At 63.7% G+C, this 22,718-nt stretch carries 24 protein-coding genes and 3 tRNA genes; 22 read left to right on the forward strand and 5 right to left on the reverse strand.

Annotation, left to right across the window (positions count from 1 at the left end):
• The 14 genes from ABZE94_RS07405 to ABZE94_RS07470 all read left to right on the forward strand — a co-directional run.
• On the forward strand, positions 1-625 hold a 625-nt coding region (locus ABZE94_RS07405), incomplete at its 5' end, for an RHS repeat-associated core domain-containing protein (protein WP_372874893.1).
• A 5-nt stretch (positions 626-630) separates the two neighbouring features.
• Positions 631-1,029, forward strand: coding sequence for a DUF5412 family protein (locus ABZE94_RS07410; RefSeq protein WP_372874920.1), 399 nt, complete (start codon positions 631-633; stop codon positions 1,027-1,029).
• Positions 1,030-1,668: 639 nt separating this feature from the next.
• The gene (gspE, locus tag ABZE94_RS07415) at positions 1,669-3,156 is read left to right on the forward strand and encodes a type II secretion system ATPase GspE (RefSeq protein ID WP_372874894.1); all 1,488 of its coding nucleotides are present in this window, start codon (positions 1,669-1,671) and stop codon (positions 3,154-3,156) included.
• A 3-nt stretch (positions 3,157-3,159) separates the two neighbouring features.
• Complete coding sequence (gene xcpS / locus ABZE94_RS07420; protein WP_372874895.1) at positions 3,160-4,377, forward strand: GspF family T2SS innner membrane protein variant XcpS; 1,218 nt, start codon at positions 3,160-3,162, stop codon at positions 4,375-4,377.
• 4 nt (positions 4,378-4,381) lie between these two features.
• On the forward strand, positions 4,382-4,819 hold the full coding sequence (gspG, locus tag ABZE94_RS07425; protein WP_372874896.1) for a type II secretion system major pseudopilin GspG: 438 nt from the start codon (positions 4,382-4,384) through the stop codon (positions 4,817-4,819).
• Positions 4,820-4,836: 17 nt separating this feature from the next.
• Positions 4,837-5,397 carry a type II secretion system minor pseudopilin GspH gene (gene gspH / locus ABZE94_RS07430; RefSeq protein WP_372874897.1) on the forward strand — a complete coding sequence of 187 codons (561 nt, stop codon included), beginning with the start codon at positions 4,837-4,839 and terminating at the stop codon, positions 5,395-5,397.
• A complete protein-coding gene (gspI, locus tag ABZE94_RS07435; protein WP_372874898.1) occupies positions 5,394-5,786 on the forward strand; it encodes a type II secretion system minor pseudopilin GspI in 393 nt (130 codons plus the stop codon). Before gspH ends, gspI begins: the two co-directional genes overlap by 4 nt.
• A complete protein-coding gene (gene gspJ, locus ABZE94_RS07440) occupies positions 5,783-6,469 on the forward strand; it encodes a type II secretion system minor pseudopilin GspJ (protein ID WP_372874899.1) in 687 nt (228 codons plus the stop codon). The genes gspI and gspJ overlap by 4 nt, the downstream gene beginning before the upstream one ends.
• Positions 6,466-7,431 carry a type II secretion system minor pseudopilin GspK gene (gene gspK / locus ABZE94_RS07445; RefSeq protein WP_372874900.1) on the forward strand — a complete coding sequence of 322 codons (966 nt, stop codon included), beginning with the start codon at positions 6,466-6,468 and terminating at the stop codon, positions 7,429-7,431. Before gspJ ends, gspK begins: the two co-directional genes overlap by 4 nt.
• Complete coding sequence (gspL, locus tag ABZE94_RS07450; protein WP_372874901.1) at positions 7,428-8,564, forward strand: type II secretion system protein GspL; 1,137 nt, start codon at positions 7,428-7,430, stop codon at positions 8,562-8,564. Before gspK ends, gspL begins: the two co-directional genes overlap by 4 nt.
• 2 nt (positions 8,565-8,566) lie before the next feature.
• Entirely contained in the window at positions 8,567-9,091 is a 525-nt protein-coding gene (locus ABZE94_RS07455) for a type II secretion system protein M (protein ID WP_372874902.1), read from the forward strand.
• 148 nt (positions 9,092-9,239) lie between these two features.
• A tRNA-Val gene (locus tag ABZE94_RS07460) sits at positions 9,240-9,315 on the forward strand.
• 35 nt (positions 9,316-9,350) lie between these two features.
• A tRNA-Asp gene (locus ABZE94_RS07465) sits at positions 9,351-9,427 on the forward strand.
• A gap of 100 nt (positions 9,428-9,527) precedes the next feature.
• Positions 9,528-9,604: transfer RNA gene (locus tag ABZE94_RS07470), tRNA-Asp, on the forward strand.
• A gap of 59 nt (positions 9,605-9,663) precedes the next feature.
• Here the strand turns inward: ABZE94_RS07470 and ABZE94_RS07475 are convergent.
• The gene (locus ABZE94_RS07475) at positions 9,664-9,873 is read right to left on the reverse strand and encodes a DUF6316 family protein (protein WP_372874903.1); all 210 of its coding nucleotides are present in this window, start codon (positions 9,871-9,873) and stop codon (positions 9,664-9,666) included.
• 265 nt (positions 9,874-10,138) lie between these two features.
• On the opposite strand from ABZE94_RS07475, the gene ABZE94_RS07480 reads away from it, so the two are divergent.
• Complete coding sequence (locus tag ABZE94_RS07480; protein ID WP_372874904.1) at positions 10,139-11,095, forward strand: DMT family transporter; 957 nt, start codon at positions 10,139-10,141, stop codon at positions 11,093-11,095.
• 155 nt (positions 11,096-11,250) lie between these two features.
• Here the strand turns inward: ABZE94_RS07480 and ABZE94_RS07485 are convergent, their stop codons facing one another.
• The 3 genes from ABZE94_RS07485 to ABZE94_RS07495 all read right to left on the reverse strand — a co-directional run bounded on the left by ABZE94_RS07485 (position 11,251) and on the right by ABZE94_RS07495 (position 14,371).
• The gene (locus ABZE94_RS07485) at positions 11,251-11,871 is read right to left on the reverse strand and encodes an NAD(P)H-dependent oxidoreductase (protein WP_372874905.1); all 621 of its coding nucleotides are present in this window, start codon (positions 11,869-11,871) and stop codon (positions 11,251-11,253) included.
• Positions 11,864-13,258: a class II fumarate hydratase gene (locus tag ABZE94_RS07490; RefSeq protein WP_372874906.1), complete on the reverse strand. Its 1,395-nt coding sequence runs from the start codon at positions 13,256-13,258 to the stop codon at positions 11,864-11,866. The genes ABZE94_RS07485 and ABZE94_RS07490 overlap by 8 nt, the downstream gene beginning before the upstream one ends.
• 102 nt (positions 13,259-13,360) lie before the next feature.
• Positions 13,361-14,371: a DUF2804 domain-containing protein gene (locus ABZE94_RS07495; protein ID WP_372874907.1), complete on the reverse strand. Its 1,011-nt coding sequence runs from the start codon at positions 14,369-14,371 to the stop codon at positions 13,361-13,363.
• Positions 14,372-14,877: 506 nt separating this feature from the next.
• Here ABZE94_RS07495 and ABZE94_RS07500 point away from each other — a divergent pair.
• The 5 genes from ABZE94_RS07500 (at position 14,878) to ABZE94_RS07520 (ending at position 19,235) form a co-directional block, all read left to right on the forward strand.
• Positions 14,878-15,378, forward strand: a complete 501-nt coding sequence (locus ABZE94_RS07500; protein ID WP_372874908.1) for a DUF2059 domain-containing protein — start codon at positions 14,878-14,880, stop codon at positions 15,376-15,378.
• Positions 15,379-15,391: 13 nt separating this feature from the next.
• Positions 15,392-15,697: a BolA family protein gene (locus tag ABZE94_RS07505; RefSeq protein ID WP_372874909.1), complete on the forward strand. Its 306-nt coding sequence runs from the start codon at positions 15,392-15,394 to the stop codon at positions 15,695-15,697.
• A gap of 192 nt (positions 15,698-15,889) precedes the next feature.
• The gene (locus tag ABZE94_RS07510) at positions 15,890-16,828 is read left to right on the forward strand and encodes a rhodanese-related sulfurtransferase (protein WP_372874910.1); all 939 of its coding nucleotides are present in this window, start codon (positions 15,890-15,892) and stop codon (positions 16,826-16,828) included.
• Positions 16,829-16,831: 3 nt separating this feature from the next.
• Complete coding sequence (locus ABZE94_RS07515; RefSeq protein WP_372874911.1) at positions 16,832-17,464, forward strand: DsbA family protein; 633 nt, start codon at positions 16,832-16,834, stop codon at positions 17,462-17,464.
• Complete coding sequence (locus ABZE94_RS07520; protein ID WP_372874912.1) at positions 17,457-19,235, forward strand: ABC transporter ATP-binding protein; 1,779 nt, start codon at positions 17,457-17,459, stop codon at positions 19,233-19,235. The genes ABZE94_RS07515 and ABZE94_RS07520 overlap by 8 nt, the downstream gene beginning before the upstream one ends.
• Before the next feature lie 122 nt (positions 19,236-19,357).
• Here ABZE94_RS07520 and ABZE94_RS07525 read toward each other — a convergent pair whose 3' ends face one another.
• Positions 19,358-19,933 carry a hypothetical protein gene (locus tag ABZE94_RS07525; RefSeq protein WP_372874913.1) on the reverse strand — a complete coding sequence of 192 codons (576 nt, stop codon included), beginning with the start codon at positions 19,931-19,933 and terminating at the stop codon, positions 19,358-19,360.
• Positions 19,934-20,421: 488 nt separating this feature from the next.
• Here ABZE94_RS07525 and hppD point away from each other — a divergent pair, with 488 nt between their 5' ends.
• Both hppD and ABZE94_RS07535 read left to right on the forward strand, forming a co-directional pair.
• A complete protein-coding gene (gene hppD / locus ABZE94_RS07530; RefSeq protein ID WP_372874914.1) occupies positions 20,422-21,504 on the forward strand; it encodes a 4-hydroxyphenylpyruvate dioxygenase in 1,083 nt (360 codons plus the stop codon).
• Between the two features lie 63 nt (positions 21,505-21,567).
• Positions 21,568-22,704, forward strand: coding sequence for a homogentisate 1,2-dioxygenase (locus ABZE94_RS07535; protein ID WP_372874915.1), 1,137 nt, complete (start codon positions 21,568-21,570; stop codon positions 22,702-22,704).
• The last annotated feature ends 14 nt before the right edge of the window (positions 22,705-22,718 follow it).

Here is a 22,718-nt window from a genome sequence, read left to right on the forward strand (position 1 = left end):
CGCCTTCGGCGTCGGCCTGCCGGATCAGGACGTCGATGGCGACAGCGTACAAACCGACATTCCGCTGCGCTTCCCGGGGCAGCTGTACGACGCCCATGCGGCGCTGCACTACAACTACTTCCGCGATTACGACCCGGAGACGGGACGGTATGTGGAGAGTGATCCAATTGGGTTGCGGGGAGGTCTGAATACCTACGGCTACGTGATGGGGAACCCACTGGCACTAACTGATCCTCTTGGGTTAGCACCTCCAGCAAACATTCCGCCAGGAATTAATCCAGCTGGCAATATTTGTGAAGCCAAGAAAATGTTTACGTGGAGTTTTGACTTTTATAATGCGGTAAAAAACAAAGGACCGTGGGATTACAAGCAGAGTGGCCCACAATATCAAGATTTTGGGAACTACAATTACGGTTTAACTGGAAGTGCTCAGGGTTTCAGCCCTAATACATTGAAGCGCATGGCAGGATGGGCGCAAGGTAGAGCTGGCACCAGGCCAAGCAATGGAGCCTGGAACACGCCATTAGGAAGTTACCCTTACGGCGATGACCCCAGCGATCTATACTGGATTAATGAGGGTATTAATGACTATGAAAGTGACTATTGGAAATGCCAATGCCAGTAAATTATATGACCATATTAACGCGGGCTAGAAACTCTATTATCCTGCTGTTTGTGAGCCTACTGTCGGGGTGCGGAGTAGAAGACTTATGCTCAAGCTCGGTACTCAATACGCTTGTCTCCCCATCCGGCGAAACTAAAGCACTCATTGTGCAGCGCGACTGTGGTGCCACTACGGCCATGGCTTATTCTGTGCACGTCATGGCTACCAATGAAGAGCCAAGTGAGAGAAATATTGTTTTCAAATCAGACATGACTGAAGATATCTCTCTTGCTTGGAGGAGTGACACGACATTAATAATTTCCTATAGAAAGGCCAGGATTTTTAATTTCACTAACTTCTGGCAACCAAGTTCTGGCAATCCGAATAAAATAATAAGAGTGCTAGAGGGCGACTGCAGGAGCTGAGTGCAACACGGTTATTGAATTGGCGCGGGCGCATCATGTTGCATCGCCATCGCTTTTTCCATCACCTCTGTCATCACTTCAATCGGGCATTTCCAGTTGAAGCGGATCAAGGGGCAGAGTACTTGAAAGCTGGATTTCGGACTTTCAAGTACTCTGACCCCTTGGCCATTCCAGTAAGCGCAAGGCCGCGGATCAGGTCCGCTTGGATGCCGTTATCGGAGAAGCCTGGGTAATCCCGTGATGGCTGCGTTCGAGCCTGAAGGATGGTGAGGGGGCGGGTGGGGTCAATTGCCTGCCCTGGCCACCCGGCAGCGATGAGGATGGGAGCTATCGGCGTCTTGTGTAGATCATCGCCAGCACCCAGGCTGTGGAGCTGCATCCAGCGGCGAGCAGCCGGAGAAGGCAAGGGCGGCACTCCTGAAGTTGATAAGTGAGACGTGCTTCGCGCGCCGATCATAGTCAGTTGCCGAGGATTTTTCAGTCACCCGTCAGGGTGGTGTGTCGTCGCGCATGATGTGCTAAAGATGGCCCCGTGCTTGCGGTCCGTCGTACATAATAATAATCATTAACCAATATCAGCGTGGGCCAGCATTAGGCCTTGATGCTTACCCTACGTCACAAATTCAAGGCATTTCCAGGATGAGCGTTTTACTCACTGAACAACCCTTGCGCCGCTTGCCTTTCAGTTTCGCCAAGCGTCACGGGGTGGTGCTACTGGCTGCCGAGCCTACGCCCTGCCTGGCTTACAGGCCAGCGGTCGAGTTGGTGGCGCTGGCCGAGGCGCAACGTTTCCTTGGCCAGCGACTGCCGCTGCTGGCGCTCGGCGCGCAAGCTTTCGAGCAGGCCCTGGCCAAGGCTTACCAGCACGAAGCCGGGGCCATGCAACTGGCCGAGGGGCTGGGCGGCAGTCTCGATCTGGCGGCCTTGGCCGAGCAGGTGCCGCAAATCGAAGACCTGCTGGAGCAGGAAGACGACGCCCCGATCATCCGCCTGATCAACGCCATCCTCGGCGAAGCGATCAAGGAGAACGCCTCGGATATCCACCTGGAAACCTTCGAGAAACGCCTGGTGGTGCGTTTTCGCGTGGATGGCATCCTCCGTGAGGTGCTCGAGCCCAAGCGCGAGCTGGCGGGGCTGCTGGTGTCGCGGATCAAAGTCATGGCGCGCCTGGATATCGCCGAGAAGCGCGTGCCCCAGGACGGGCGCATCTCCCTCAAGGTCGGTGGTCGCGAGGTGGACATCCGTGTCTCCACGCTGCCCTCGGCCAATGGCGAGCGGGTGGTGCTGCGCCTGCTCGACAAACAGGCCGGGCGCCTCAATCTGCAGCACCTGGGCATGAGCGTACGCGATCGCCAGTTGATGGAGGCGGCGGTGCGCAAGCCCCACGGCATCCTGCTGGTCACCGGCCCCACCGGTTCCGGCAAGACCACCACGCTGTACGCCAGCCTGGTCAGCCTGAATGACCGTACGCGCAATATCCTCACGGTGGAGGACCCGATCGAGTACCACCTCGAAGGCATCGGCCAGACCCAGGTCAATCCCAAGGTCGACATGACCTTCGCCCGCGGCCTGCGCGCCATCCTGCGCCAGGACCCGGACGTGGTGATGGTCGGCGAGATCCGCGACAAGGACACCGCCGAGATCGCCGTGCAGGCCTCGCTGACCGGTCATCTGGTGCTCTCCACTCTGCACACCAACAGCGCGATCGGCGCCATCACCCGGCTGGTGGACATGGGTGTCGAACCCTTCCTGCTGTCTTCCTCCCTGCTCGGCGTGCTGGCCCAGCGCCTGGTGCGGGTACTCTGCCCGCACTGCAAGGCGGCCTACCAGGCCGATGCCGCCGAGTGCGCACTGCTCGGCGTAGCGCCTGCAGCGCCGCCGACCCTGTATCACCCGCGCGGCTGCAGCGAGTGCCATGAGCAGGGCTACCGTGGCCGTACCGGGATTTACGAGCTGGTGATGTTCGACGATCAGCTGCGCACCCTGATCCATAACGCCGCCGCCGAGCAGGACATGCTCCGTCACGCGCGCACCCTCGGCCCGAGCATTCGCGAGGACGGTCGGCGCAAGGTGCTGGAAGGGCTGACCAGCCTGGAAGAAGTGCTGCGCGTGACCCAGGAGGAGTAGCGCTTGGCCGCATTCGAATACCTCGCTCTCGATGGCAATGGTCGCCAGCAGAAAGGCGTGCTGGAGGCCGACAGTGCCCGTCAGGTGCGGCAAATCCTCCGTGAGCGGCAGCTCGCGCCGCTGGATGTCCAGGCCACGCGCACCCGTGAGCAGGCCCCTGGTGGTGGGCATTTCAGTCTGGCGCGCGGGCTGTCGGCGCGCGACCTGGCTTTGCTCACTCGCCAGTTGGCAACCCTGATCCAGGCCGCGCTGCCGATCGAGGAAGCGCTGCGCGCGGCGGCGGCCCAGGCCCGCGCCCCGCGGATCCAGGGCATGCTGCTGGCGGTGCGTGCGCGGGTGCTGGAGGGCCATGGCCTGGCCAGCAGTCTGAAGGAATTTCCCGCGGCCTTTCCCGAGCTGTACCGCGCCACCGTGGCGGCCGGCGAGCATGCCGGCCATCTCGGTCCGGTGCTGGAACAGCTGGCCGATTACACCGAGCAGCGTCAGCAGTCGCGGCAGAAGATCCAGCTGGCGCTGCTCTATCCGCTGATCCTGATGTGCGCCTCGCTGCTGATCGTCGGCTTTCTGCTCGGCTACGTGGTGCCGGATATCGTGCGGGTGTTCGTCGACTCCGGGCAGACCCTGCCGGCGCTGACGCGCGGATTGATCGTCGCCAGCGAGTGGGTCAAGGGATGGGGCTGGCTGGCTCTGATTCTCGCCGTGCTGGGCGTTTTCGCCCTGCGCTTCGCCTTGCGCGACGAGGCGCTGAGGCTGCGCTGGCACCGCTTTCTGTTGCGCGTACCTTTGCTCGGCGGCCTGATTCGCGCCACCGACTGCGCCCGTTTCGCCTCGACCCTGGCCATTCTCAGCCGCAGCGGCGTGCCCTTGGTCGAGGCGCTGGGCATCGGCGCCGAGGTGATCGTCAACCGGGTGATCCGCGCCCAGGTGGTGGTGGCTGCGCAAAAGGTCCGCGAAGGTGGCAGCCTGACCCGCGCACTGGAGGCCAGCGGGCAATTTCCGCCGATGATGCTGCACATGATCGCCAGCGGCGAGCGCTCCGGCGAGCTGGACCAGATGCTCGCGCGTACCGCGCGCAATCAGGAAAACGACCTGGGCGCCCAGGTGGCGCTGTTGGTCGGGTTGTTCGAACCATTCATGTTGGTGTTTATGGGCGCAGTGGTGCTGGTCATAGTGCTGGCCATCCTGCTGCCGATTCTGTCTCTCAATCAGTTGGTGGGGTAATTAGGTGAAGAACACAAGCACGAGCGGGCAGGCAGGTTTCACCCTGATCGAAATCATGGTGGTGGTGGTGATCCTCGGCATTCTCGCCGCCCTGGTGGTGCCGCAGATCATGAGCCGGCCGGATCAGGCCAAGGTCACGGTGGCCAGGGGCGACATCAAGGCGGTGGCCGCCGCGCTGGACATGTACAAGCTGGACAATCACGCCTACCCGAGCACCCAGCAGGGGCTGGAGGCCTTGGTGGAGAAGCCCTCCGGTAACCCGCCGGCGAAGAACTGGAACCGCGAAGGCTACCTCAAGCGTCTGCCGGTCGATCCGTGGGGCACTGTCTATCAGTACCTGGCGCCCGGTACCAAGGGCGCCTTCGACCTCTATTCGCTGGGCGCCGACGGCAAGCAGGGCGGTAGCGAGCTGGATGCCGATATCGGCAACTGGGATCTCTGATGAGGCTTGACTGAAGCATGGCTGTCCGGCGCAGTGGCGCGTCCAGCCCGGGCCAGGGCTTTACCCTGGTCGAGCTGCTGGTGGTTATCGTGATTCTCGGCAGCCTGATCGGCTTGGCCGTGCTCAGTACCGGCATCGCCGGCCCGGCCCGCGAGTTGCGTAACGAGGCCGAGCGCTTGGCCGGGTTGATCGGGGTGCTGGCCGAGGAAGCGGTGCTGGACAACCGCGAATACGGCTTGCTGTTGCATGCCGAGGGCTATCGGGTGCTGCGTTACGATCCGCTGGCCGCGCGCTGGCAGGCACTGGACGATGAGTCGCATCGTTTGCCGGCTTGGGCCGAGTTGAGCGTCGAGCTGGAGGGTGAGGCGCTGCAATTGGCGCAGCCGGCGGCCGAGTCTCGCGGTGCGGGCGATCCCGTACCGCAACTGCTGCTGCTCTCCAGCGGCGAACTCAGCCCCTTTCGCTTGCGCCTGAACGAACGGCGCAAGGACGGTCTGCGTTTGCTGTTGTCCAGCGATGGCTTCCGCTTGCCCACGGTCGAGGTCGAGGATGACGGCCGGGCGGGGCGGCGCGGATGAGGCGCTGCCGTGGCTTCACCCTGCTCGAAGTGCTGGTTGCCCTGGCGATCTTCGCCGTGGTCGCTGCCAGCGTGCTGACGGCCAGCGCGCGCAGCTTGCAAACCGCCTCGCGCCTGGAGGACAAGACCCTGGCGATGTGGATCGCCGATAATCGCTTGAGCGAGCTGCAGTTGGCCGAGACGCCGCCCGGTGATGGCCGCGATCAGGGCGAGCTGGCGTTCGCCGGGCGGCGCTGGCAATGGCAGAGCGAGATCCAGGCGACCAGTGAACCGAGCATGCGCCGGGTCACCCTGTGGGTGGCGCCGCGCCCGGACAGCGGCAGCCTCACTGGCGACCCGCGCGAGCGCGCGTTGGTCAGCCTCAGCGGCTTTCTCGAGGAGGGCCGATGAGGTGCGCACGCGGTTTCACCCTGCTCGAATTGCTGATTGCCATCGCCCTGTTCGCCCTGCTCGGCTTGGCCACCTATCGCATGCTCGACAGCGTGCTGCAGACCGACTCCCGCACGCGCGACCACGAACACCAGTTGCGCGAGCTGGTGCGTGCCATCGCCGCCTTCGAGCGCGACCTGCTGCAGGTCAGCGCCCGTCCGGTGCGCGATCCCTTCGGCGAGTCGCGCCCGGCCCTGCTCGGTGAGGAGGCCGATGACGCCGGCGTGGAACTGAGCCGCGCCGGCTGGCGCAATCCGCTCGGCCTGGCGCGCGCCGAGGTGCAGCGGGTGCGCTGGCAGCTGAGCGGCGAGCAGTGGCAGCGGCGCTACTGGAATGTGCTCGACCAGGCCCAGGACAGCCAACCCCAGGTGCAGCAGGCGCTGGACGGGGTGACCGGTATACGCCTGCGTTACCTGGATGGCGAGGGCCACTGGCACAGCAGCTGGCCGCCGCCGTCGGCCAGTGGGGACGAACGTTTGAGCACCTTGCCCCAGGCACTCGAGCTGCTGCTCGAACACCGGCGTTATGGCGAGTTGCGGCGTCTGCTGCGCTTGGCCGATGCGCTGCCCGAGGCCGCGGCGCAGGCCCCGCAGGCGGATTACTCGGGTGAGCCGCAAGAGCCGAGCGAGGTACTCGAACCATGAAGGCGCAGCGCGGGGTGGCGCTGATCACCGTGTTGCTGGTGGTGGCCGTGGTGACGGTGGTCTGCGCCGGAATCATCGCCCGCCAGCAGCTGTCGATTCGCAGCAGCGCCAACCAGTTGCATGTGCGTCAGGCCTGGCATTACGCGCTGGGTGGCGAAACCCTGGCCAAGGCGCTGTTGCGGCGTGACCTGCAGCAAGGCGACCCGCGTGCGCCTGTGGATCATCTGGGCGAACCCTGGGCGCAGCCGTTGGCGCCGTTCGCCCTGGACGAGGGCGGGGAGTTGCGGGTGCATATCATCGACCCGACCGGGCGTTTCAACCTCAATAGCCTGCTGCGCCAGGGGGCGCCCAACGATGCGGCAGTCGCGCAGTTTCGCCGCCTGCTCGCCGGTCTGCAGATCGACGCGCCCTATGCCGAGCGTCTGCTCGACTGGTTGGACGCCGATCAGGAGCCGAGCGGTGGCTATGGCGCCGAGGATAATCAGTACCTGCTGGCAGCGCCGGCCTACCGTGCGGCCAATCGGACGCTGGTCGATGTGTCCGAGTTGCGCCTGCTGCTGGAGATGAACGAAGTCGATTACCGGCGCCTGTTGCCCTGGGTCAGCGCCTTGCCGGCGGATGCGAGCCTCAACGTCAACACCGCCAGCGCCCGGGTGCTGGCGAGCCTGGTCGAGGGCTTGCCGCTGAGCACGGCCGAGAGGCTGGTGGCCGCGCGGGCGGGCCAGGGTTATGCCGATCTGCCGAATTTTCTCGCCCAGTTGCCCGGGTTGCCGGTGCAGAGCCAGGGGCTGGCGGTGGGCAGCAAGTATTTTCAGGTGATCAGCGAGGTCAGCGTCGGTGATCGCCGTCAGGTTTTACGCAGCACCCTGCAGCGTGCCAGCGATGGCCGGCTGTATGTGCTGGCCCGTGATCTGGGGCAGAGCGGTGTTGCGCCTGCACCCGTCGAGGAAGTTGAGCAATGAATCAGTTGTATGTGTTTCTGCCGCCTGCGGCCTGTGCCGGCGCCCGGGCGGAGTTGCCGGTGCAGCGGGTATGCGAGGACGACAGTCGGTGTCTGCCGTTCGCCGAGGCAGTGGCCGGGGCGGGCGCTGCCTGGACCCTGGTCCTGCCGGTCGAGGCGGTGACGGCCTGCGCCGTGCACCTGCCCACGCAGAAGGCGCGCTGGTTGCGCCAGGCCCTGCCGTTCGCGGTGGAGGAGTTGCTCGCTGAGGACATCGAGCAGTTGCACCTGGCCTTGGGCGAGCGGCTCGAGGACGGCCGTCATCGAGTGTTCGCCGTACGCCGCCGTTGGTTGGCGAGCTGGCTGGCGCTGTGCACCACGCCGCCCCGCACTATTGCCGTGGATGCCGATCTGCTGCCACATCAGGGCACCCAGCTGCTGTATCTGGATTCGCGCTGGTTGCTCGGCGGGGAAGGGGTGGCCCGTCTGGCGCTGGCTGGCGAGGATTGGACGGCGCTGGCTGCCGGCTGTGCGCATCCGCATAGCGTCTATCGAGCAGTCCAGCAGGCCGGGCTGGAACCGCTGGATGAGCTTGTCGAGGTGGTCGATGGCCATGTCTGGCTGGCCCGTCAGGCGGTCGGTAACAATCTGGCGCAGGGCGAATTTGCCGCGCAGCAAAGCAGCGGCCAGTGGCAGCGCTGGCGTCCGCTGCTGGGGCTGGTCGGCCTGTGGCTGGTGTTGCAGTGGGGCTTCAACCTGGCCCAGGGCTGGCAGTTGCAGCGCCAGGCCGAGGCCTATGCCGAGGCCAGCGCGGCGCTCTATCGGCAGCTGTTCCCCGAGGACCACAAACTGGTCAACCTGCGCGCCCAGTTGGATCAGCACCTGGCTGCGGGCGGGGCCAGCGGTCAGGGGCGTTTGCTCGGCCTGCTCACCCAGGTCGATCGGGCGCTGAGCGCCGAGGGCACGCAGATCCTGGTTCAGCAGGTGGAATTCAGCGAGGTGCGTGGCGATCTGGCCATGCAGATTGAGGCGCCCGGCTTTGCCGAGCTGGAGCGGCTGCGCGAGCGACTGCAGGAGGCCGGCTTGGTGGTGCAGTTGGGCTCGGCCAGTCGCGAAGGGGTCGGGGTCAGCGCCCGTCTGGTGATATGGGGATGAATATGAGTCGTTTGGACGAGTTGCTGAAACCTTCTGCGGCGCAGCTGCAAGGCTCGCGGCTGGTGCAGCGTTGGCGTGCCCTGCAATCCCGCGAGCGTCTGGCGCTGGGGCTGCTGGCGCTGTTTGTGCTGCTGGTGCTGTTGTACCTGTTGCTCTGGCAGCCGGCGCAGCGGGGCGTGACTGCGGCACGCAGTGCCTATGAGCAGGAGCGTGGCCTGCATGCCTATCTGCAGGCACAGGCGCCGTTGGCGCGCAGCCTGGTGAGCAAGCCGCAGACCAGTCTCGATCCGACGCGCTTGCAGGGGCTGGTTACCGCCAGCGCCGCCAAGCAGGGTTTGGCCATCGTGCGAGTGGACAGCGACAGGGATGGCTCGCTGCAGGTCAGCGTGCAGCCGGCGCCATTCGCCCAGTTACTGCGTTGGTTCAGTAGCCTGGAGCAACAGGGCGTGCGGATTGCCGAGGCGGGCCTGGAGCGTACCGAGGGCAATCGAGTGGAGGCCAGGTTGACCTTGAGCGTGACGCAATGAGGCGACGTCTCTATCCCGCGGCAGGGGCTGGCGCCAGGCTCAAGTCCTTGGGCGATGTTGCGATAGTGACGGCATTTTCAGAAAAACTTTAAGCAGAGTATTGACTTAGGTAAGGCCCACAAGTAAATTGCGCGCCTCACAAAGCGAAGGGTGATTAGCTCAGCTGGGAGAGCAGCTGCCTTACAAGCAGCGGGTCGGCGGTTCGATCCCGTCATCACCCACCACTCTTTGTGAATTCGGACGCAAGTCCGACCGACGCGCAGCGGTAGTTCAGTCGGTTAGAATACCGGCCTGTCACGCCGGGGGTCGCGGGTTCGAGTCCCGTCCGCTGCGCCATATTTTCCATGCCGGGTTCGCCTGGCATGAGGCAGAACGGCTGATATAGCCGCTCCGCCAGATGAAGCAAGAGTTCTTTGGGCGCAAGCCCATCCGACACGCAGCGGTAGTTCAGTCGGTTAGAATACCGGCCTGTCACGCCGGGGGTCGCGGGTTCGAGTCCCGTCCGCTGCGCCATATACGAAGCCCTCAGGTAGCGATACCTGGGGGTTTTTTATGGGCGGTACTTTTGTGGGTCAGGGTACTCGGCTCGCGGTGGTGTCGCCGGCCTGCCTCACGCGGCGAATATAGGTGCCGATCTCCCGCTCTGCGTCGATGCGCGTGAAGTAGGGGCCTTCGAGGGTGCCTTCGCGGGTCGCGAAAAAATACTGGCCGTTGACCGCGCTGACCCGCTCGCTGCGGTAGTGCGTGCCGGGGCTGGGGTCGGCGGTGCGTTGACCGAACATGACGAGAACCTCATGCAAAGAGCCTGATATTTTTAGTCTAAGCCGCGCGAATGGGTTCGCTTGAGTTGGCGACCAATGGTTGTTTCTTGACGGTTAGCGCACGCATTTCCGCTTATTTTTGCTCTTTTGACGTCAACTGCACGGCTGCCTGTCGTTGGTCGGCAGCACAGTTGCCGTGCGCAACCCGGCTTAACTGTAACTGTGTCGGTTGGCCGTGGCGGCATAAACTAGCGTTTTGCGCCGTTAGTTTGCGCACGAGGCAGTCATGCATATCTCTTCCGGTCGTTGGCTTTACGGCCTGTTTCTGGCGCTGCTCACGGCGTTGCTCTGGGGCGTGTTGCCGATCAAACTCAAACAAGTGCTGCAGGTGATGGATCCGGTCACGGTCACCTGGTACCGACTGCTGGTTGCCGGCTCGATTCTACTGGCCTATCTGGCGGCGGCCCGGCGCTTGCCGCGCTTTCGCCCCTTGGGCAGGACGGGCGCCTGGCTACTGGCCCTGGCGATTGCGGCGTTGAGCGCCAACTATGTGCTCTACCTGATGGGCCTGAGCCTGCTCAGCCCCGGCACCACGCAATTGGTGATCCAGGTCGCGCCGATTTTGCTGTTGATCAGCAGTCTGTTCGTCTTCCGCGAGCGTTTCAGTCTCGCCCAGGGCACTGGTCTGGCCGTGCTGCTATGCGGATTCGTGCTGTTTTTCAATCAGCGCTTGGGCGAATTGCTGACGTCGTTGAGCGATTACACCGCCGGGGTGCTGACCGTGCTGTTGGCGGCATTTGTCTGGGCGTTTTACGGCTTGGCGCAAAAGCAGTTGCTGACGGTATGGAACTCGTTGCAGGTGATGATGGTGATCTACTTGGCCTGCGCGCTGCTGCTGACGCCCTGGGCGCAGCCCCGGCAGGTCTTCGAGTTGAGCACGCTGCAGGGCTGGCTGCTGTTTGCCTGCTGCCTGAATACCCTGGTGGCCTATGGCGCGTTCGCCGAGGCGTTGGCGCACTGGGAGGCCTCGCGGGTCAGTGCGACGCTGGCGATCACACCGCTGGTGACGCTTGGCTCGGTAGCGCTGGCGGCGAGCTGGTGGCCGGATCAAGTGCGGCCCGAGCAGATCAACTGGATTGCCTACGGCGGCGCGGTGTTGGTGGTGCTGGGCTCGGCGCTGACTGCCCTCGGCCCATCGCTGAAGGCCAGCCTGCAGGCCCGTCGCCTACGCCTGGCGGCGTAGGCCGGGTTAGCGACGCGGGCGGGCAACATGGAAATGACAGGCTCATCGAGCGTCGCGTAACCCGGCGCCGCGATGGCGGGTTACGGCGCACCAGGGCCTGCGCCAGGGGCAGATTTCCGCCTGCGCCCCGCCCGACGATTTGCCTGACTGCGCTCTCAGGCGCGGCTGCCGAGGCTTTCGGCGCGGCGTAGCCAGCTCTGCCGCTGTTCCTCGGAGGAGGGGCGTACCGGGGCGAACTCGCGCAGGCGCCGGGTCTTGATGCCGCTGAAACCGAGGATGGTGCGGGTCATCTGCCGATGCGCCGGCGCGCCATAGATCCAGCGGAAGTACCAGGGCGGGGTGTCCAGGGTCACCAGCAAATCGGCGGTGCGGCCACTCAGCAGTTTGTCCCACAGCTGCGAGCTGCCGCGGTACTTGAAGGCAAAGCCGGGCAGGAACACCCGGTCGAAGAAGCCCTTGAGCAGTGCCGGCAAGCCACCCCACCAGACCGGGTAGACGAATACCAGGTGCTCGGCCCAGTGGATCTGCCGCTGGGCTTCGAGCAGGTCCGGCTCCAGGGTCTGGCTCTGGTCATACCCGTCGCGCAGCACCGGGTCGAAGCTCAGTTCGCCGAGCTTCAATTGCCGCACCACGTGCCCTTCGTTGCGTGCGCCCTGGGCATAGGCTTCGCCAAGGGCATGGCAGAGGCTGCTGGTTTTCGGTGTGCCGAGGATCATCAGGATGCGTTTGCCGTCGCCTTCGATCGGGGTGGCGCCGCTTTTGCCCGCTTCAGTCATGGTTGCCAGCCTCCAGCATGGTTTCCGGGCGGACCCAGGCGTCGAATTGTGCTTCTGTCAGATAACCCAGTTGCAGCGCGGCTTCACGCAGGGTGCTGCCGTCTTGGTAGGCCTTCTTGGCGATTTCCGCGGCCTTGTCATAGCCAATATGCCGGTTCAGGGCGGTCACTAGCATCAGGCCGCGCTCCAGGTGGGCCGCCATCTGCGCCGCATCCGGTTGCAGGCCGGCGATGCAGTGTTGCTGGAAGTTGCGACAGCCATCGGCGAGCAAGCGGATCGATTGCAGCAGGTTGTGGATGATCACCGGTTTGAACACGTTCAGCTGCAGGTGCCCCTGGCTCGCGGCAAAGCCGATGGTGACATCGTTGCCCATGACCTGGCACGCCAGCATTGACAGCGCCTCGCATTGGGTCGGGTTGACCTTGCCCGGCATGATCGAGCTGCCGGGTTCGTTGGCCGGCAGTTTGACCTCGGCAAACCCCGCGCGCGGGCCGGAGCCGAGCAGGCGCAAATCATTGGCGATTTTCATCAGAGCCACGGCAAGGGTTTTCAGCGCGCCGGAAAGGCTGGTCAGGGCTTCGTGGCCGGCCAGGGCGGCGAACTTGTTGGGCGCGGTGACCAGCGGCAGGCCGCTCAAGGCCGCCAGTTCGGTGGCGATGGCTGCGGCAAAGCCCAGGGGCGAATTGAGCCCGGTGCCGACGGCGGTGCCGCCTTGAGCCAGTTCGCAAACCGCTGGCAGGGTGGCGCGGATCGCCCGCTCGGCATAGTCGAGCTGGGCGACGAAGGCGGAGAGTTCCTGGCCGAAGGTGATCGGCGTGGCATCCATCATGTGGGTGCGCCCGGTCTTGACCAGTTGGCTGTGGCGGGCGGCTTGCTCGGCGAGGCCGCCGGAGAGTTCGGCCAGGGCCGGTAGCAAGTCATGCAGTACGGCGCCGGCAGCCGCAATGTGCATGGCCGTGGGGAAGCAATCATTGGAGCTTTGCGCGCGGTTGACGTGGTCGTTGGGGTGCACCGGGCTCTTGCCGCCGCGCGTGCCGCCGGCCAGTTCGTTGGCGCGGCCGGCGATCACCTCGTTGACGTTCATGTTGCTCTGGGTGCCGCTGCCGGTTTGCCAGACCACTAGCGGGAACTGCTCGTCGTGCTGGCCGGCCAGCACTTCGTCGGCGGCTTGCTCGATCAGGCGGGCGATGTCCGGCGGCAGGTCGCCGATGCGGTCATTGACCCGCGCGGCGGCTTTCTTGATCAAAGCCAGGGCATGCAGCACGGGCAGCGGCATGCGTTCTTCGCCGATGGCAAAATTGATCAGCGAACGCTGGGTTTGTGCGCCCCAGTAGGCCGTTTCGGGCACTTCGATGGGGCCCAGGCTGTCGGTTTCGGTGCGGTTCATGGAACTCTCCGGGAGGCGATTCAGCAAGTTTAGGCTGTCGGAACCGCTTGCGGGTTCCCTAAGCTTGCTTATGCGCTGTTGGCAACCCAGGACTCGGCAGCTTTACCAGCGTGCATGGGTCGCGCCCAGCCAGCCCAGCGCGCGGTCCACCGGTACGCATGCGCCAGTGGGCCCGCGCAGCGTGCCGTCAAAATGACCGAACCACTGTCGGGTATCGGCGTAGAAGGGACCCAGGCGCGGGCAGGCTTGATGCAGCTGCTGCGGGGTGAAGGTCAGATCGACCCGCTCGTCGAGGCTGTGCAGGCGCCATGGGGCCAAGGGGGTATGGGCCGGTTGCTGGATCAGTACCGGGGTGTCCAGGTGCAGCAGTTCGCCGCCAAACCACAAGGCGTTTTCCGATAGCCCGCTGTGATCGGTCCAGCCAGCGCCGAAATTGCCGGCAATGCCGCCCGGTGCGGCAAAGGCGGCGCGCGTCCAATGACTGCGCAATGGCCAGACGCCGCGGCCAAAGTCCATGGCGGCAAAGCTTTGTCCGGCTACGCAGCTGTAGTGACGGTTGCCGTACTGCACGCCGCCGCTGGCCGGCAGGCCCATTTGCCGACAGGTGGCATGAAAGTGCCGTGGGCCGAGCGGGGCGACCAGATTGACCGAGTCGAGGTGGGCGGGACGCTGGATGTCCAGGTCAATCTGCAGCGGTTGCCCGCCGATGTCGGGGGCGGCGGCTGTCAGGCGCAGGCGGCCAGGCTGTTCGATGACGCGCAGCTGCAGGCGCGGGTGGCAGAATTCATGGCTTTGCTCGGGTTGGTCCGGCAATCGGCAGCCTCGCGCCAGCAGGCTCAACTGGCTGTAGGCGCATGCCTGGCCACTGTTCAGGTCGAGAAAATAGACGGCGCCATAGCCGACATAGTCGAAATCGGCCTGGGTCAGTACGAGCATCCAGTGCGGGGTGGTGATGTACCAGCGGTTCCAGCGCTTGCGCCGGCCGAAGTGCCCGGGCAGTGCGCAATCGACCTGAGGCCGCGGCGACCAGCCGATGGCCTGCGGATTGAGTTGGCCTCGAACATCGCACAGCGCTATGGCGCAAGAGGCCTGGGGGTGGGCGAAGCTGTTCATCGGTCACGTCCATGTGTTTTGCTGCAGGCGGCGCATCGAGTGCGCCGTCATCGAAGAGCGTAGAGGTGTACTGAGAGGCTGTGAAAAAACTCCCGCCTACTGCGACTGTCTCCAAGCGCCCGCTGCGGCGTTGAGCTACGTGAAAAGCAGGGTCATTTAGCTCACTAAACTCCCCTACTTTTCACGTAGCGCGCCTTGCCGCGAACGCCAGGATACGGTCTCGCGACGGCGATCGATATTTTCACAGCCTCTGAGCGGTTGTGAAAAATAAACTCGCCCGCTGCGACCACCTGGAGAGGGGCACGCTACGGCGATTGGTGTTTTCACAACCGCTGTTAGACGACGAGCTTGCCCGTACTGTCAGGTTGAGGCAAGTACTGGCGTCTTGATCTATCGGCGACTAGTCGGCGGATAGGGGCTGAGTTTGCTTGAGTGGTGGACGGGCTTGGGCACAAAATGCCGAGTCATGGGTCATAGTTGATCGTCGCCTTTATTAGGAGTAGGCAATGTCTCGTTTTTCCGTTCTTTGTGCCGTCGTTCTATTGACGTGTGGCAGCGTCCAGGCATTAGCCGATGCCAGCAGTCATGCCGCCGAGGCCGAGCGCTTCCTGCAATTGGCGCACGCTGACAAATTGGCCGTGCCGGTCTATGCCCAGGTGCAGCAGATGTTCGCCAAGCGTTTCGCCGAGAATGGCGCGCCGGCGTCTAAAAAGGCGCTGCTGGAAACCTACCAGGCCAAGGCCAACGCCGAGCTGGATCGGGCGGTCGCCTGGGACAAGCTCAAGCCGGATATGGTCAAGCTCTACACCAGCAATTTCAACGAGCAGGAGCTGCAGGAATTGATCAGCTTCTACCAGTCGCCAGTGGGGCAGAAGGTCTTGGAGATAATGCCGATGCTGACTGCGCAAGCGGCGCAACTGACCCAGAGCAAACTGGAAGCGGCTGTGCCGCAAGTGAATAAACTATTGGCGGAAATGACCGCGGAACTGGGGCCTAAGAAGCCGTGAACGGAGTTTGAATATGTCGAAACTAGCTCAGCTGCAGACTGCCTTGGCTGCACTCGAACCCCTGCATCTCGAGGTGCTGGACGAAAGTCACATGCACAGCCGCGGGCTGGAAACCCACTACAAGGCGGTGATCGTCAGCCCTGTATTTGCCGGTTTGAATGCGGTGAAACGGCACCAGAAGGTTTACGCCAGCCTGGGCGAGCTGATGAGCCAGGTGCATGCCCTGGGCCTGCATACCTACACCCCCGAGGAATGGGCGCAGCAGGGCACCGCGCCGGACTCGCCGACCTGTCGCGGTGGCAGCAAGCACGACCACTGAATCTGCCGGCCATGTGGCGGCGACGGCTCTGATCGCCGCCCAAGTGCTGGCGCGCCGTCGGCTGAGTCAATCCGCCCCTACACGGCAAGCACCAAGAAAAGTAGACTACGCAGCGCGCCGGCTAACGCCGGCGCGTTCGTTTGCAGACCCAGTCCGCCCTTTACGTGGGCGACTACTGAAGGAAATTGCTCGATGAGTGACAAGATAGTCGTGGCCGCGCTGTACAAGTTCGTCTCCCTGCCGGATTACCAGGCACTGCGTGAGCCCCTGCTGCACAGCATGCTGGCCAACGGGATCAAGGGCACCTTGCTGCTCGCCGAAGAAGGCATCAATGGCACCGTTTCCGCTTCGCGCGCCGGCATCGATGGCTTGCTCGCCTGGTTTGCCCTGGATCCGCGCCTGGCCGATGTCGACCATAAAGAGTCGTACTGCGACGAACAGCCGTTCTACCGCACCAAGGTCAAGCTGAAGAAGGAGATCGTCACCCTGGGCGTACCGGGCGTCGACCCCAGTCAGCAGGTCGGCACCTATGTCGAGGCCCGCGACTGGAATGCGCTGATCAGCGACCCCGAGGTGCTGCTAATCGACACGCGCAACGACTATGAAGTGGCGATCGGCACTTTCCAGGGGGCGGTCGACCCCAAGACCAAGTCGTTTCGCGAGTTTCCCGAGTACATCAAGGCGCACTTCGACCCGGCCCGGCACAAGAAGGTGGCGATGTTCTGCACCGGCGGCATTCGCTGCGAGAAGGCGTCCAGCTATATGCTCGGTGCCGGCTTCGAACAGGTGTTCCATCTCAAGGGCGGGATCCTCAAGTACCTGGAGCAAGTGCCCCAGGAGCAGACCAGGTGGCAGGGTGACTGCTTCGTCTTCGACAACCGGGTCACCGTGCGGCATGACCTGAGCGAGGGCGATTATGACCAGTGCCACGCCTGCCGCACGCCGGTTTCCGTAGAAGACCGCCAGTCCGAGTACTACACCGCGGGGGTAAGCTGCCCGCATTGCTGGGATTCGCTGCCCGAGAAAACCCGCGCCGGCGCCCGTGAACGGCAAAAACAGATCGAACTGGCCAAGGCCCGCAACCAGCCGCACCCCTTGGGTTACAACCCACGCCACGCCAACGAGGGCTAGACCATGCACGCGCGCCTGCTCTACGTGATGGACCCGATGTGTTCCTGGTGCTGGGGGTTTGCCCCGGTGCTCGAGTCCCTCGCCGAGCAGGCGGCTGCGGCCGGTGTGCCCTTGCAACTGGTGCTCGGTGGCTTGCGTCGTGATGCGGTGGCCATCGACGCGGCGGCGCGGGTGCGTTACCTGGGTTACTGGCAGGCGGTCAATGCCAGCACCGGCCAGCTGTTCAATTTCCTCGACGGCCTGCCCGAGGGCCTGGTTTATGACACGGAGCCGGCCTGCCGGGCGCTGGTGACCGCGCGCAGCCTGGACGCGGACAGCGTCTGGCCGCTGAGCCAGTTGATCCAGCGGGCCTTTTACACCAGCGGCGAGGATGTCACCCGGGCCAGCGTATTGGTCGGGCTGGCCGAACGTGCGGGGATTGCGCGGATCGAGTTCGCCGCCGCATTCGACAGCGCAGCGCAGCGCGAAGCCACTATGGCCGATTTCAGCTGGGTGCAGGATTTGGGCATCTCCGGCTTTCCCACCTTGCTGGCCGAACGCAACGGTCAATTGGCGCTGCTGACCAATGGTTATCAGCCGCTCGAGGTGCTGGCGCCCTTGCTCGCTCGCTGGTTGGAGCGCGCGGCTTATGCCTGATCGCCTGAGTTGGGCGGAAATCCGCCGCCTGGCCCTGCATCACAAGAAAGCTCTGATCCTGGCCAATCTGGTGGCGTTGTTCGCCACCCTGTGCAGCGTGCCCATCCCGCTGCTCCTGCCATTGCTGGTCGACGAAGTGTTGCTCCACGATGGCGATGCCGCGCTCAAGGTGATGGACCGCTTCCTCCCGGCCAGCTGGGAAGTTGCGGCCGGCTATATCGGCCTGATGCTGGTGTTGACCTTGCTGCTGCGCGGCTCGGCGCTGATCTTCAACGTGCTGCAGGCGCGCCTGTTCGCCCGCCTGTCGAAAGACATCGTCTACCGCATCCGCATCCGCCTGATCGAACGACTCAAGCGCATTTCCCTCAGTGAATACGAAAGCCTCGGCGGCGGCACCGTGACCACGCACCTGGTCACCGACCTGGAGACCCTGGACAAGTTCGTCGGCGAAACCCTCAGCCGCTTTCTGGTGGCAGTGCTGACCCTGACGGGGACTTCGGCGATTTTGTTGTGGATGCACTGGCAACTGGCGCTGTTGATCCTGTTGTTCAACCCGCTGGTGATCTACGCCACGGTGCTGCTGGGCAAGAAGGTCAAGCACCTGAAAAAGCTGGAGAACGACAGCACCTCTTATTTTACCCAGGCCCTCACCGAAACCCTCGAGGCGATCCAGGAGATCCGCGCCGGCAATCGCCAGGGCTATTTTCTCAATCGCCTCGGCGGACGGGCCCGGGAGGTGCGCGACTATGCCGTGGCCTCGCAGTGGCGGACCGACGCCTCCAACCGCGCCAGCGGCCTATTGTTCCAGTTCGGTATCGATGTGTTCCGCGCGGCAGCCATGCTCACCGTGCTGTTCTCCGACCTGTCGATCGGCCAGATGCTCGCGGTGTTCAGCTACCTGTGGTTCATGATCGGACCGGTCGAGCAGTTGCTCAACCTGCAGTACGCCTTCTATGCCGCCGGGGGGGCGCTGGCGCGGATCAACGAGTTGCTCGCGCGTCGCGACGAGCCGCAGTACCCGGGTGGTGCCGATCCGTTCAAGGGCCGCGACACCGTCGGTATCGAGGTGCGCGGGCTGACCTTCGCCTACGGCGACGAGCCGGTGCTGGAGAACCTCGACCTGAGCATCGCGCCAGGCGAGAAGGTCGCCATCGTCGGCGCCAGCGGCGGCGGCAAGAGCACCCTGGTGCAGTTGCTGCTCGGCCTCTATACGCCGCAGGCGGGGGTTATTCGCTTCGGCGGCTGCAGCCAGCAGGAAATCGGCCTGGAAACCGTGCGCGAGCAGGTCGCGGTGGTGTTGCAGCATCCGGCGCTGTTCAACGACACGGTACGCGCCAATCTGTGCATGGGCCGCGAACGCAGCGACGAAGCCTGCTGGCACGCCCTGGAAATCGCCCAGTTGGCCAGCACCATAGGCGCATTGGTCAACGGCCTGGACAGCATCGTCGGGCGCTCCGGTGTGCGCCTGTCCGGCGGCCAGCGCCAGCGCCTGGCCATCGCCCGTATGGTCCTGGCCGAGCCGAAAGTGGTGATTCTCGACGAGGCCACCTCGGCCCTCGATGCCGCCACCGAGTATGCATTGCATCAGGCCCTGGGCCAGTTCCTCAACGGCCGCACCACCCTGATCATCGCCCATCGCCTGTCGGCGGTGAAGCAGGCGGATCGGGTACTGGTGTTCGACGGCGGCAGCGTCGCCGAGGACGGCGATCACCAGCAGCTGATCGCCGTGGGTGGGCTCTACGCCAAGCTGTATGGGCATTTGCAGCACTGAGAGGTTGTGAAAAAACTCTCGCCTACTGCGACCGCCTCCAGGCGCCCGCTGCTGACGTTGCGCTGCGAACGCCTGGAGACGCTCTCGCTACGGCGCTCGATATTTTCACAACCTCTGAGACGTCAGGGTGCCGCCGGCGAGTCGCTCGAGTCGTTGGCCCACTGCTGCAGGCGTTGCGCGCGCGCCTGGCTTTCGCCCACTTGCTTGTCCAGTGCTTCCTGGTAATCGCTCAGCCAGCTGCGTGACCCTGCGATCATGCCGGCGAGGTCGCGCATGCCGTTTTTCAGGGCCCCCAGGCTGTGCTGGAAACTCTGTTCCTGGTCGATCAGGGTGTGTGCGACCTGTTGCTGCACGGCGCGGTTGTCGCCGCTGCTCAGCGGCGCTGCCGGCTTGCTGCTTTGCAGGGTGCTCAGCTGTTGTTCCTGCTGAACCACTCGTTGTTCGAGTTCGGCGACCTGTTTTTGCAGTGCGGTTGCCTGTTCTTGCACGCTTAGGATCTGCTTGGCGCCGTTGCTGTCCTCCGGCTCGCCGGATTTGCCGAGCAAGCCGATGGTCAGCCAGCTTACGAGCGTCATGGTCAACACTGTGGCAAGGGTGAACAGCAGGATGCGGTCGAGTCGGCGGCCTTTTTCCAACAGTTCCAGGCGTTGCTCTGCGCTGATGGGGTCGCCGCTACTTTCTTGTGGGTCATTGCTCATGGCTGCTCCGTCGCGTGGGTGTGCTGGTCGAAGTGGCAGGTCATTGGGTGGCAGTCTGCCATTATTCGGATGTGGCCGCTGCTCCACCTGGTTGCTTGTACTGAATATTCAGCACTCGCAGCTTGGGCTGCGGTTCAGCGGCTAACGTTCAATTATTCCCTCACCGGGCCTGTTCAGTGGTGCCCGGCCGCGCTGTTGGGAGTTTAGGCCGCATCCATCGGCAGAATCCGTGCTTGTTTGGCAGTTAAATGCGCCACTTTGTAAATAAATCGTTACGTATTGGCCGGTTTTTTAGCGTGCGATCGAGACTTTGCGCGGTGTTTATCAGGTCGTAAGGTTTTATTGCCAATGGGCGCGCCAGGTGCCGCTGCACTGCACCGGAGCCATCTTGTCGGGCGCGCTTGCCTCGGTTGTCATACATGGAGTTATCGGCGTCGTCCTGTCTGTTGGCGAGGGCGCTGAATCCACAACAATAACGAGGAGGCGTAATGACCGCCGTGAACAAGATCGAACAGCACAATCCCATCGGTACCGACGGCTTCGAGTTCGTCGAATACACCGCGCCTACGCCCGAAGGCATCCAGCAGTTGCGTGAACTGTTTACCGCCATGGGCTTTACCGAAACGGCCAAGCACCGTTCCAAGGAAGTCTGGCTGTTCCAGCAGAACGACATCAATTTCGTGCTCAACGGCAGCCCCACCGGGCACGTGCACGAGTTCGGCCTGAAGCACGGCCCGAGCGCCTGTGCCATGGCCTTTCGGGTGCATAACGCGGCCCAGGCGGCGGCCTATGTCGAGTCGCAAGGCGCCACGCTGGTCGGCAGCCACGCCAACTTCGGCGAGTTGAACATTCCCTGCGTCGAAGGCATCGGCGGTTCCCTGCTGTACCTGGTCGACCGCTACGGCGACAAGAGCATCTACGACGTCGATTTCGAGTACATCGAAGGCCGTACGCCGCAGGACAACGCGGTCGGCTTGAAAGAGCTGGATCATTTGACCCACAACGTCAAACGCGGGCAGATGGATGTCTGGTCGGGCTTCTACGAGCGTATCGCCAACTTCCGCGAGATCCGCTACTTCGACATCGAAGGCAAGCTCACCGGTCTGGTTTCGCGGGCCATGACCTCACCGTGCGGCAAGATCCGCATCCCGATCAACGAGTCGGCCGATGACAAGTCGCAGATCGAGGAATTCATCCGTGAATACCACGGTGAAGGCATTCAGCACATCGCCCTGAGCACCGACGACATCTACGCCACCGTGCGCCAGCTGCGCGCCAGCGGCGTGGACTTCATGAAAACCCCGGGCACCTACTATGACAAGGTCGACACCCGCGTGGCTGGCCACGGCGAGCCGACCGAGCTGCTGCGCGAGTTGAATATCCTGATTGACGGGGCGCCGGGGGACGACGGCATTCTGCTGCAGATATTCACCAACACGGTGATCGGCCCGATCTTCTTCGAGATCATCCAGCGCAAGGGCAACCAGGGCTTCGGCGAGGGCAACTTCAAGGCGCTGTTCGAGTCGATCGAGGAAGACCAGATCAAGCGCGGCGTGCTCAAGGACGAATGAGTCTTGACCCAGTGCGCCTATGTTTAATGGTGCGCACGGCGCACCCTACGATGGAGTTCTGTCATGAGCCGTAACTGGATCAGATTTCCCTTGCGCGAAGGCGACTGTTCGCGCCAGGCGCACTGCGACTTTCCCGAAGGCACCTACGAGCGCGAGATGGGCCGCGAGGGCTTCTTCGGCCCCACCGCGCACCTGCACCACAAGCATCCGCCGACCGCCTGGATCGATTGGCAAGGCCCGTTGCGCCCGCACGCCTTCAACTTCAACGACATCGCCAGCGAGCGCGACTGTCCGCTGGAGGCGCCGCTGACCCTGCACAACGCCGACATGAAGCTGCGCCTGTGGAAGACCCACGGCGCCATGCGCCACCTGGTGCGCAACGCCGATGGCGATGATCTGCTGTTCATCCATGAAGGGGCAGGGGAGTTCTACTGCGACTTCGGCCACCTGAGCTACCGCGACGGCGACTATCTGGTGATTCCGCGCGGTACCGCCTGGCGCATCGAGACCACCGAGCCGACCTTCATGCTGCTGATCGAGAGCAGCGATGGCGCCTACCAGCTGCCGGACAAGGGCCTGCTCGGGCCCCAGGCGATCTTCGATCCGGCGGTGCTCGAGCATCCCCGCCTGGACCAGGCGTTCAAGGCCCAGCAGGACGAAAGCACCTGGCAGATCAGGATCAAGCGGCGCAACCAGATCACCACCGTGACCTACCCCTACAACCCGCTGGACGTGGTCGGCTGGCATGGCGACAACACCGTGGTGCGGCTCAACTGGCGCGATATCCGTCCGCTGATGAGCCATCGCTATCACCTGCCGCCCTCGGCGCACACCACCTTCGTCGCCAATGGTTTCGTGGTCTGCACCTTCACCCCGCGGCCGGTGGAGAGCGATCCGGGGGCATTGAAAGTGCCCTTCTACCATAACAACGACGACTACGACGAAGTGCTGTTCTACCACCGCGGCAACTTCTTCAGTCGCGACAACATCGAGGCCGGCATGGTCACCCTGCACCCCTGCGGCTTCCCCCACGGCCCGCACCCCAAGGCGCTGCAGAAGAGCCTGGAAAGCCCGGCGACCTTCGTCGAGGAGGTGGCGGTGATGATCGACGCCCGTCGCGCCCTGGAGATAGACCCGGCGGCCGCGCAGGTCGATGTGCCCGAATACGTCAACTCCTGGCGCGCGCCGGGCTTGACGTAGGGTGCGCGGGGCCA

Origin of the sequence: Pseudomonas sp. (genome assembly GCF_041601375.1) — a bacterium.
GTDB lineage: Bacteria > Pseudomonadota > Gammaproteobacteria > Pseudomonadales > Pseudomonadaceae > Aquipseudomonas.

What these genes read in the sequence shown, in the direction of transcription:
- ABZE94_RS07505 (WP_372874909.1), top strand. Translation starts at nt 15,392, where the DNA reads ATGTCGAAACTAGCTCAGCTGCAGACTGCCTTGGCTGCACTCGAACCC.
- gspK (WP_372874900.1), top strand. Translation starts at nt 6,466, where the DNA reads ATGAAGGCGCAGCGCGGGGTGGCGCTGATCACCGTGTTGCTGGTGGTG.
- gspJ (WP_372874899.1), top strand. Translation starts at nt 5,783, where the DNA reads ATGAGGTGCGCACGCGGTTTCACCCTGCTCGAATTGCTGATTGCCATC.
- ABZE94_RS07535 (WP_372874915.1), top strand. Translation starts at nt 21,568, where the DNA reads ATGAGCCGTAACTGGATCAGATTTCCCTTGCGCGAAGGCGACTGTTCG.
- ABZE94_RS07515 (WP_372874911.1), top strand. Translation starts at nt 16,832, where the DNA reads ATGCACGCGCGCCTGCTCTACGTGATGGACCCGATGTGTTCCTGGTGC.
- ABZE94_RS07510 (WP_372874910.1), top strand. Translation starts at nt 15,890, where the DNA reads ATGAGTGACAAGATAGTCGTGGCCGCGCTGTACAAGTTCGTCTCCCTG.
- gspL (WP_372874901.1), top strand. Translation starts at nt 7,428, where the DNA reads ATGAATCAGTTGTATGTGTTTCTGCCGCCTGCGGCCTGTGCCGGCGCC.
- ABZE94_RS07490 (WP_372874906.1), bottom strand. Translation starts at nt 13,258, where the DNA reads ATGAACCGCACCGAAACCGACAGCCTGGGCCCCATCGAAGTGCCCGAA.
- ABZE94_RS07520 (WP_372874912.1), top strand. Translation starts at nt 17,457, where the DNA reads ATGCCTGATCGCCTGAGTTGGGCGGAAATCCGCCGCCTGGCCCTGCAT.
- ABZE94_RS07500 (WP_372874908.1), top strand. Translation starts at nt 14,878, where the DNA reads ATGTCTCGTTTTTCCGTTCTTTGTGCCGTCGTTCTATTGACGTGTGGC.
- ABZE94_RS07485 (WP_372874905.1), bottom strand. Translation starts at nt 11,871, where the DNA reads ATGACTGAAGCGGGCAAAAGCGGCGCCACCCCGATCGAAGGCGACGGC.
- gspI (WP_372874898.1), top strand. Translation starts at nt 5,394, where the DNA reads ATGAGGCGCTGCCGTGGCTTCACCCTGCTCGAAGTGCTGGTTGCCCTG.
- ABZE94_RS07475 (WP_372874903.1), bottom strand. Translation starts at nt 9,873, where the DNA reads ATGTTCGGTCAACGCACCGCCGACCCCAGCCCCGGCACGCACTACCGC.
- ABZE94_RS07480 (WP_372874904.1), top strand. Translation starts at nt 10,139, where the DNA reads ATGCATATCTCTTCCGGTCGTTGGCTTTACGGCCTGTTTCTGGCGCTG.
- ABZE94_RS07455 (WP_372874902.1), top strand. Translation starts at nt 8,567, where the DNA reads ATGAGTCGTTTGGACGAGTTGCTGAAACCTTCTGCGGCGCAGCTGCAA.
- hppD (WP_372874914.1), top strand. Translation starts at nt 20,422, where the DNA reads ATGACCGCCGTGAACAAGATCGAACAGCACAATCCCATCGGTACCGAC.
- ABZE94_RS07410 (WP_372874920.1), top strand. Translation starts at nt 631, where the DNA reads ATGACCATATTAACGCGGGCTAGAAACTCTATTATCCTGCTGTTTGTG.
- ABZE94_RS07525 (WP_372874913.1), bottom strand. Translation starts at nt 19,933, where the DNA reads ATGAGCAATGACCCACAAGAAAGTAGCGGCGACCCCATCAGCGCAGAG.
- gspE (WP_372874894.1), top strand. Translation starts at nt 1,669, where the DNA reads ATGAGCGTTTTACTCACTGAACAACCCTTGCGCCGCTTGCCTTTCAGT.
- gspH (WP_372874897.1), top strand. Translation starts at nt 4,837, where the DNA reads ATGGCTGTCCGGCGCAGTGGCGCGTCCAGCCCGGGCCAGGGCTTTACC.
- ABZE94_RS07495 (WP_372874907.1), bottom strand. Translation starts at nt 14,371, where the DNA reads ATGAACAGCTTCGCCCACCCCCAGGCCTCTTGCGCCATAGCGCTGTGC.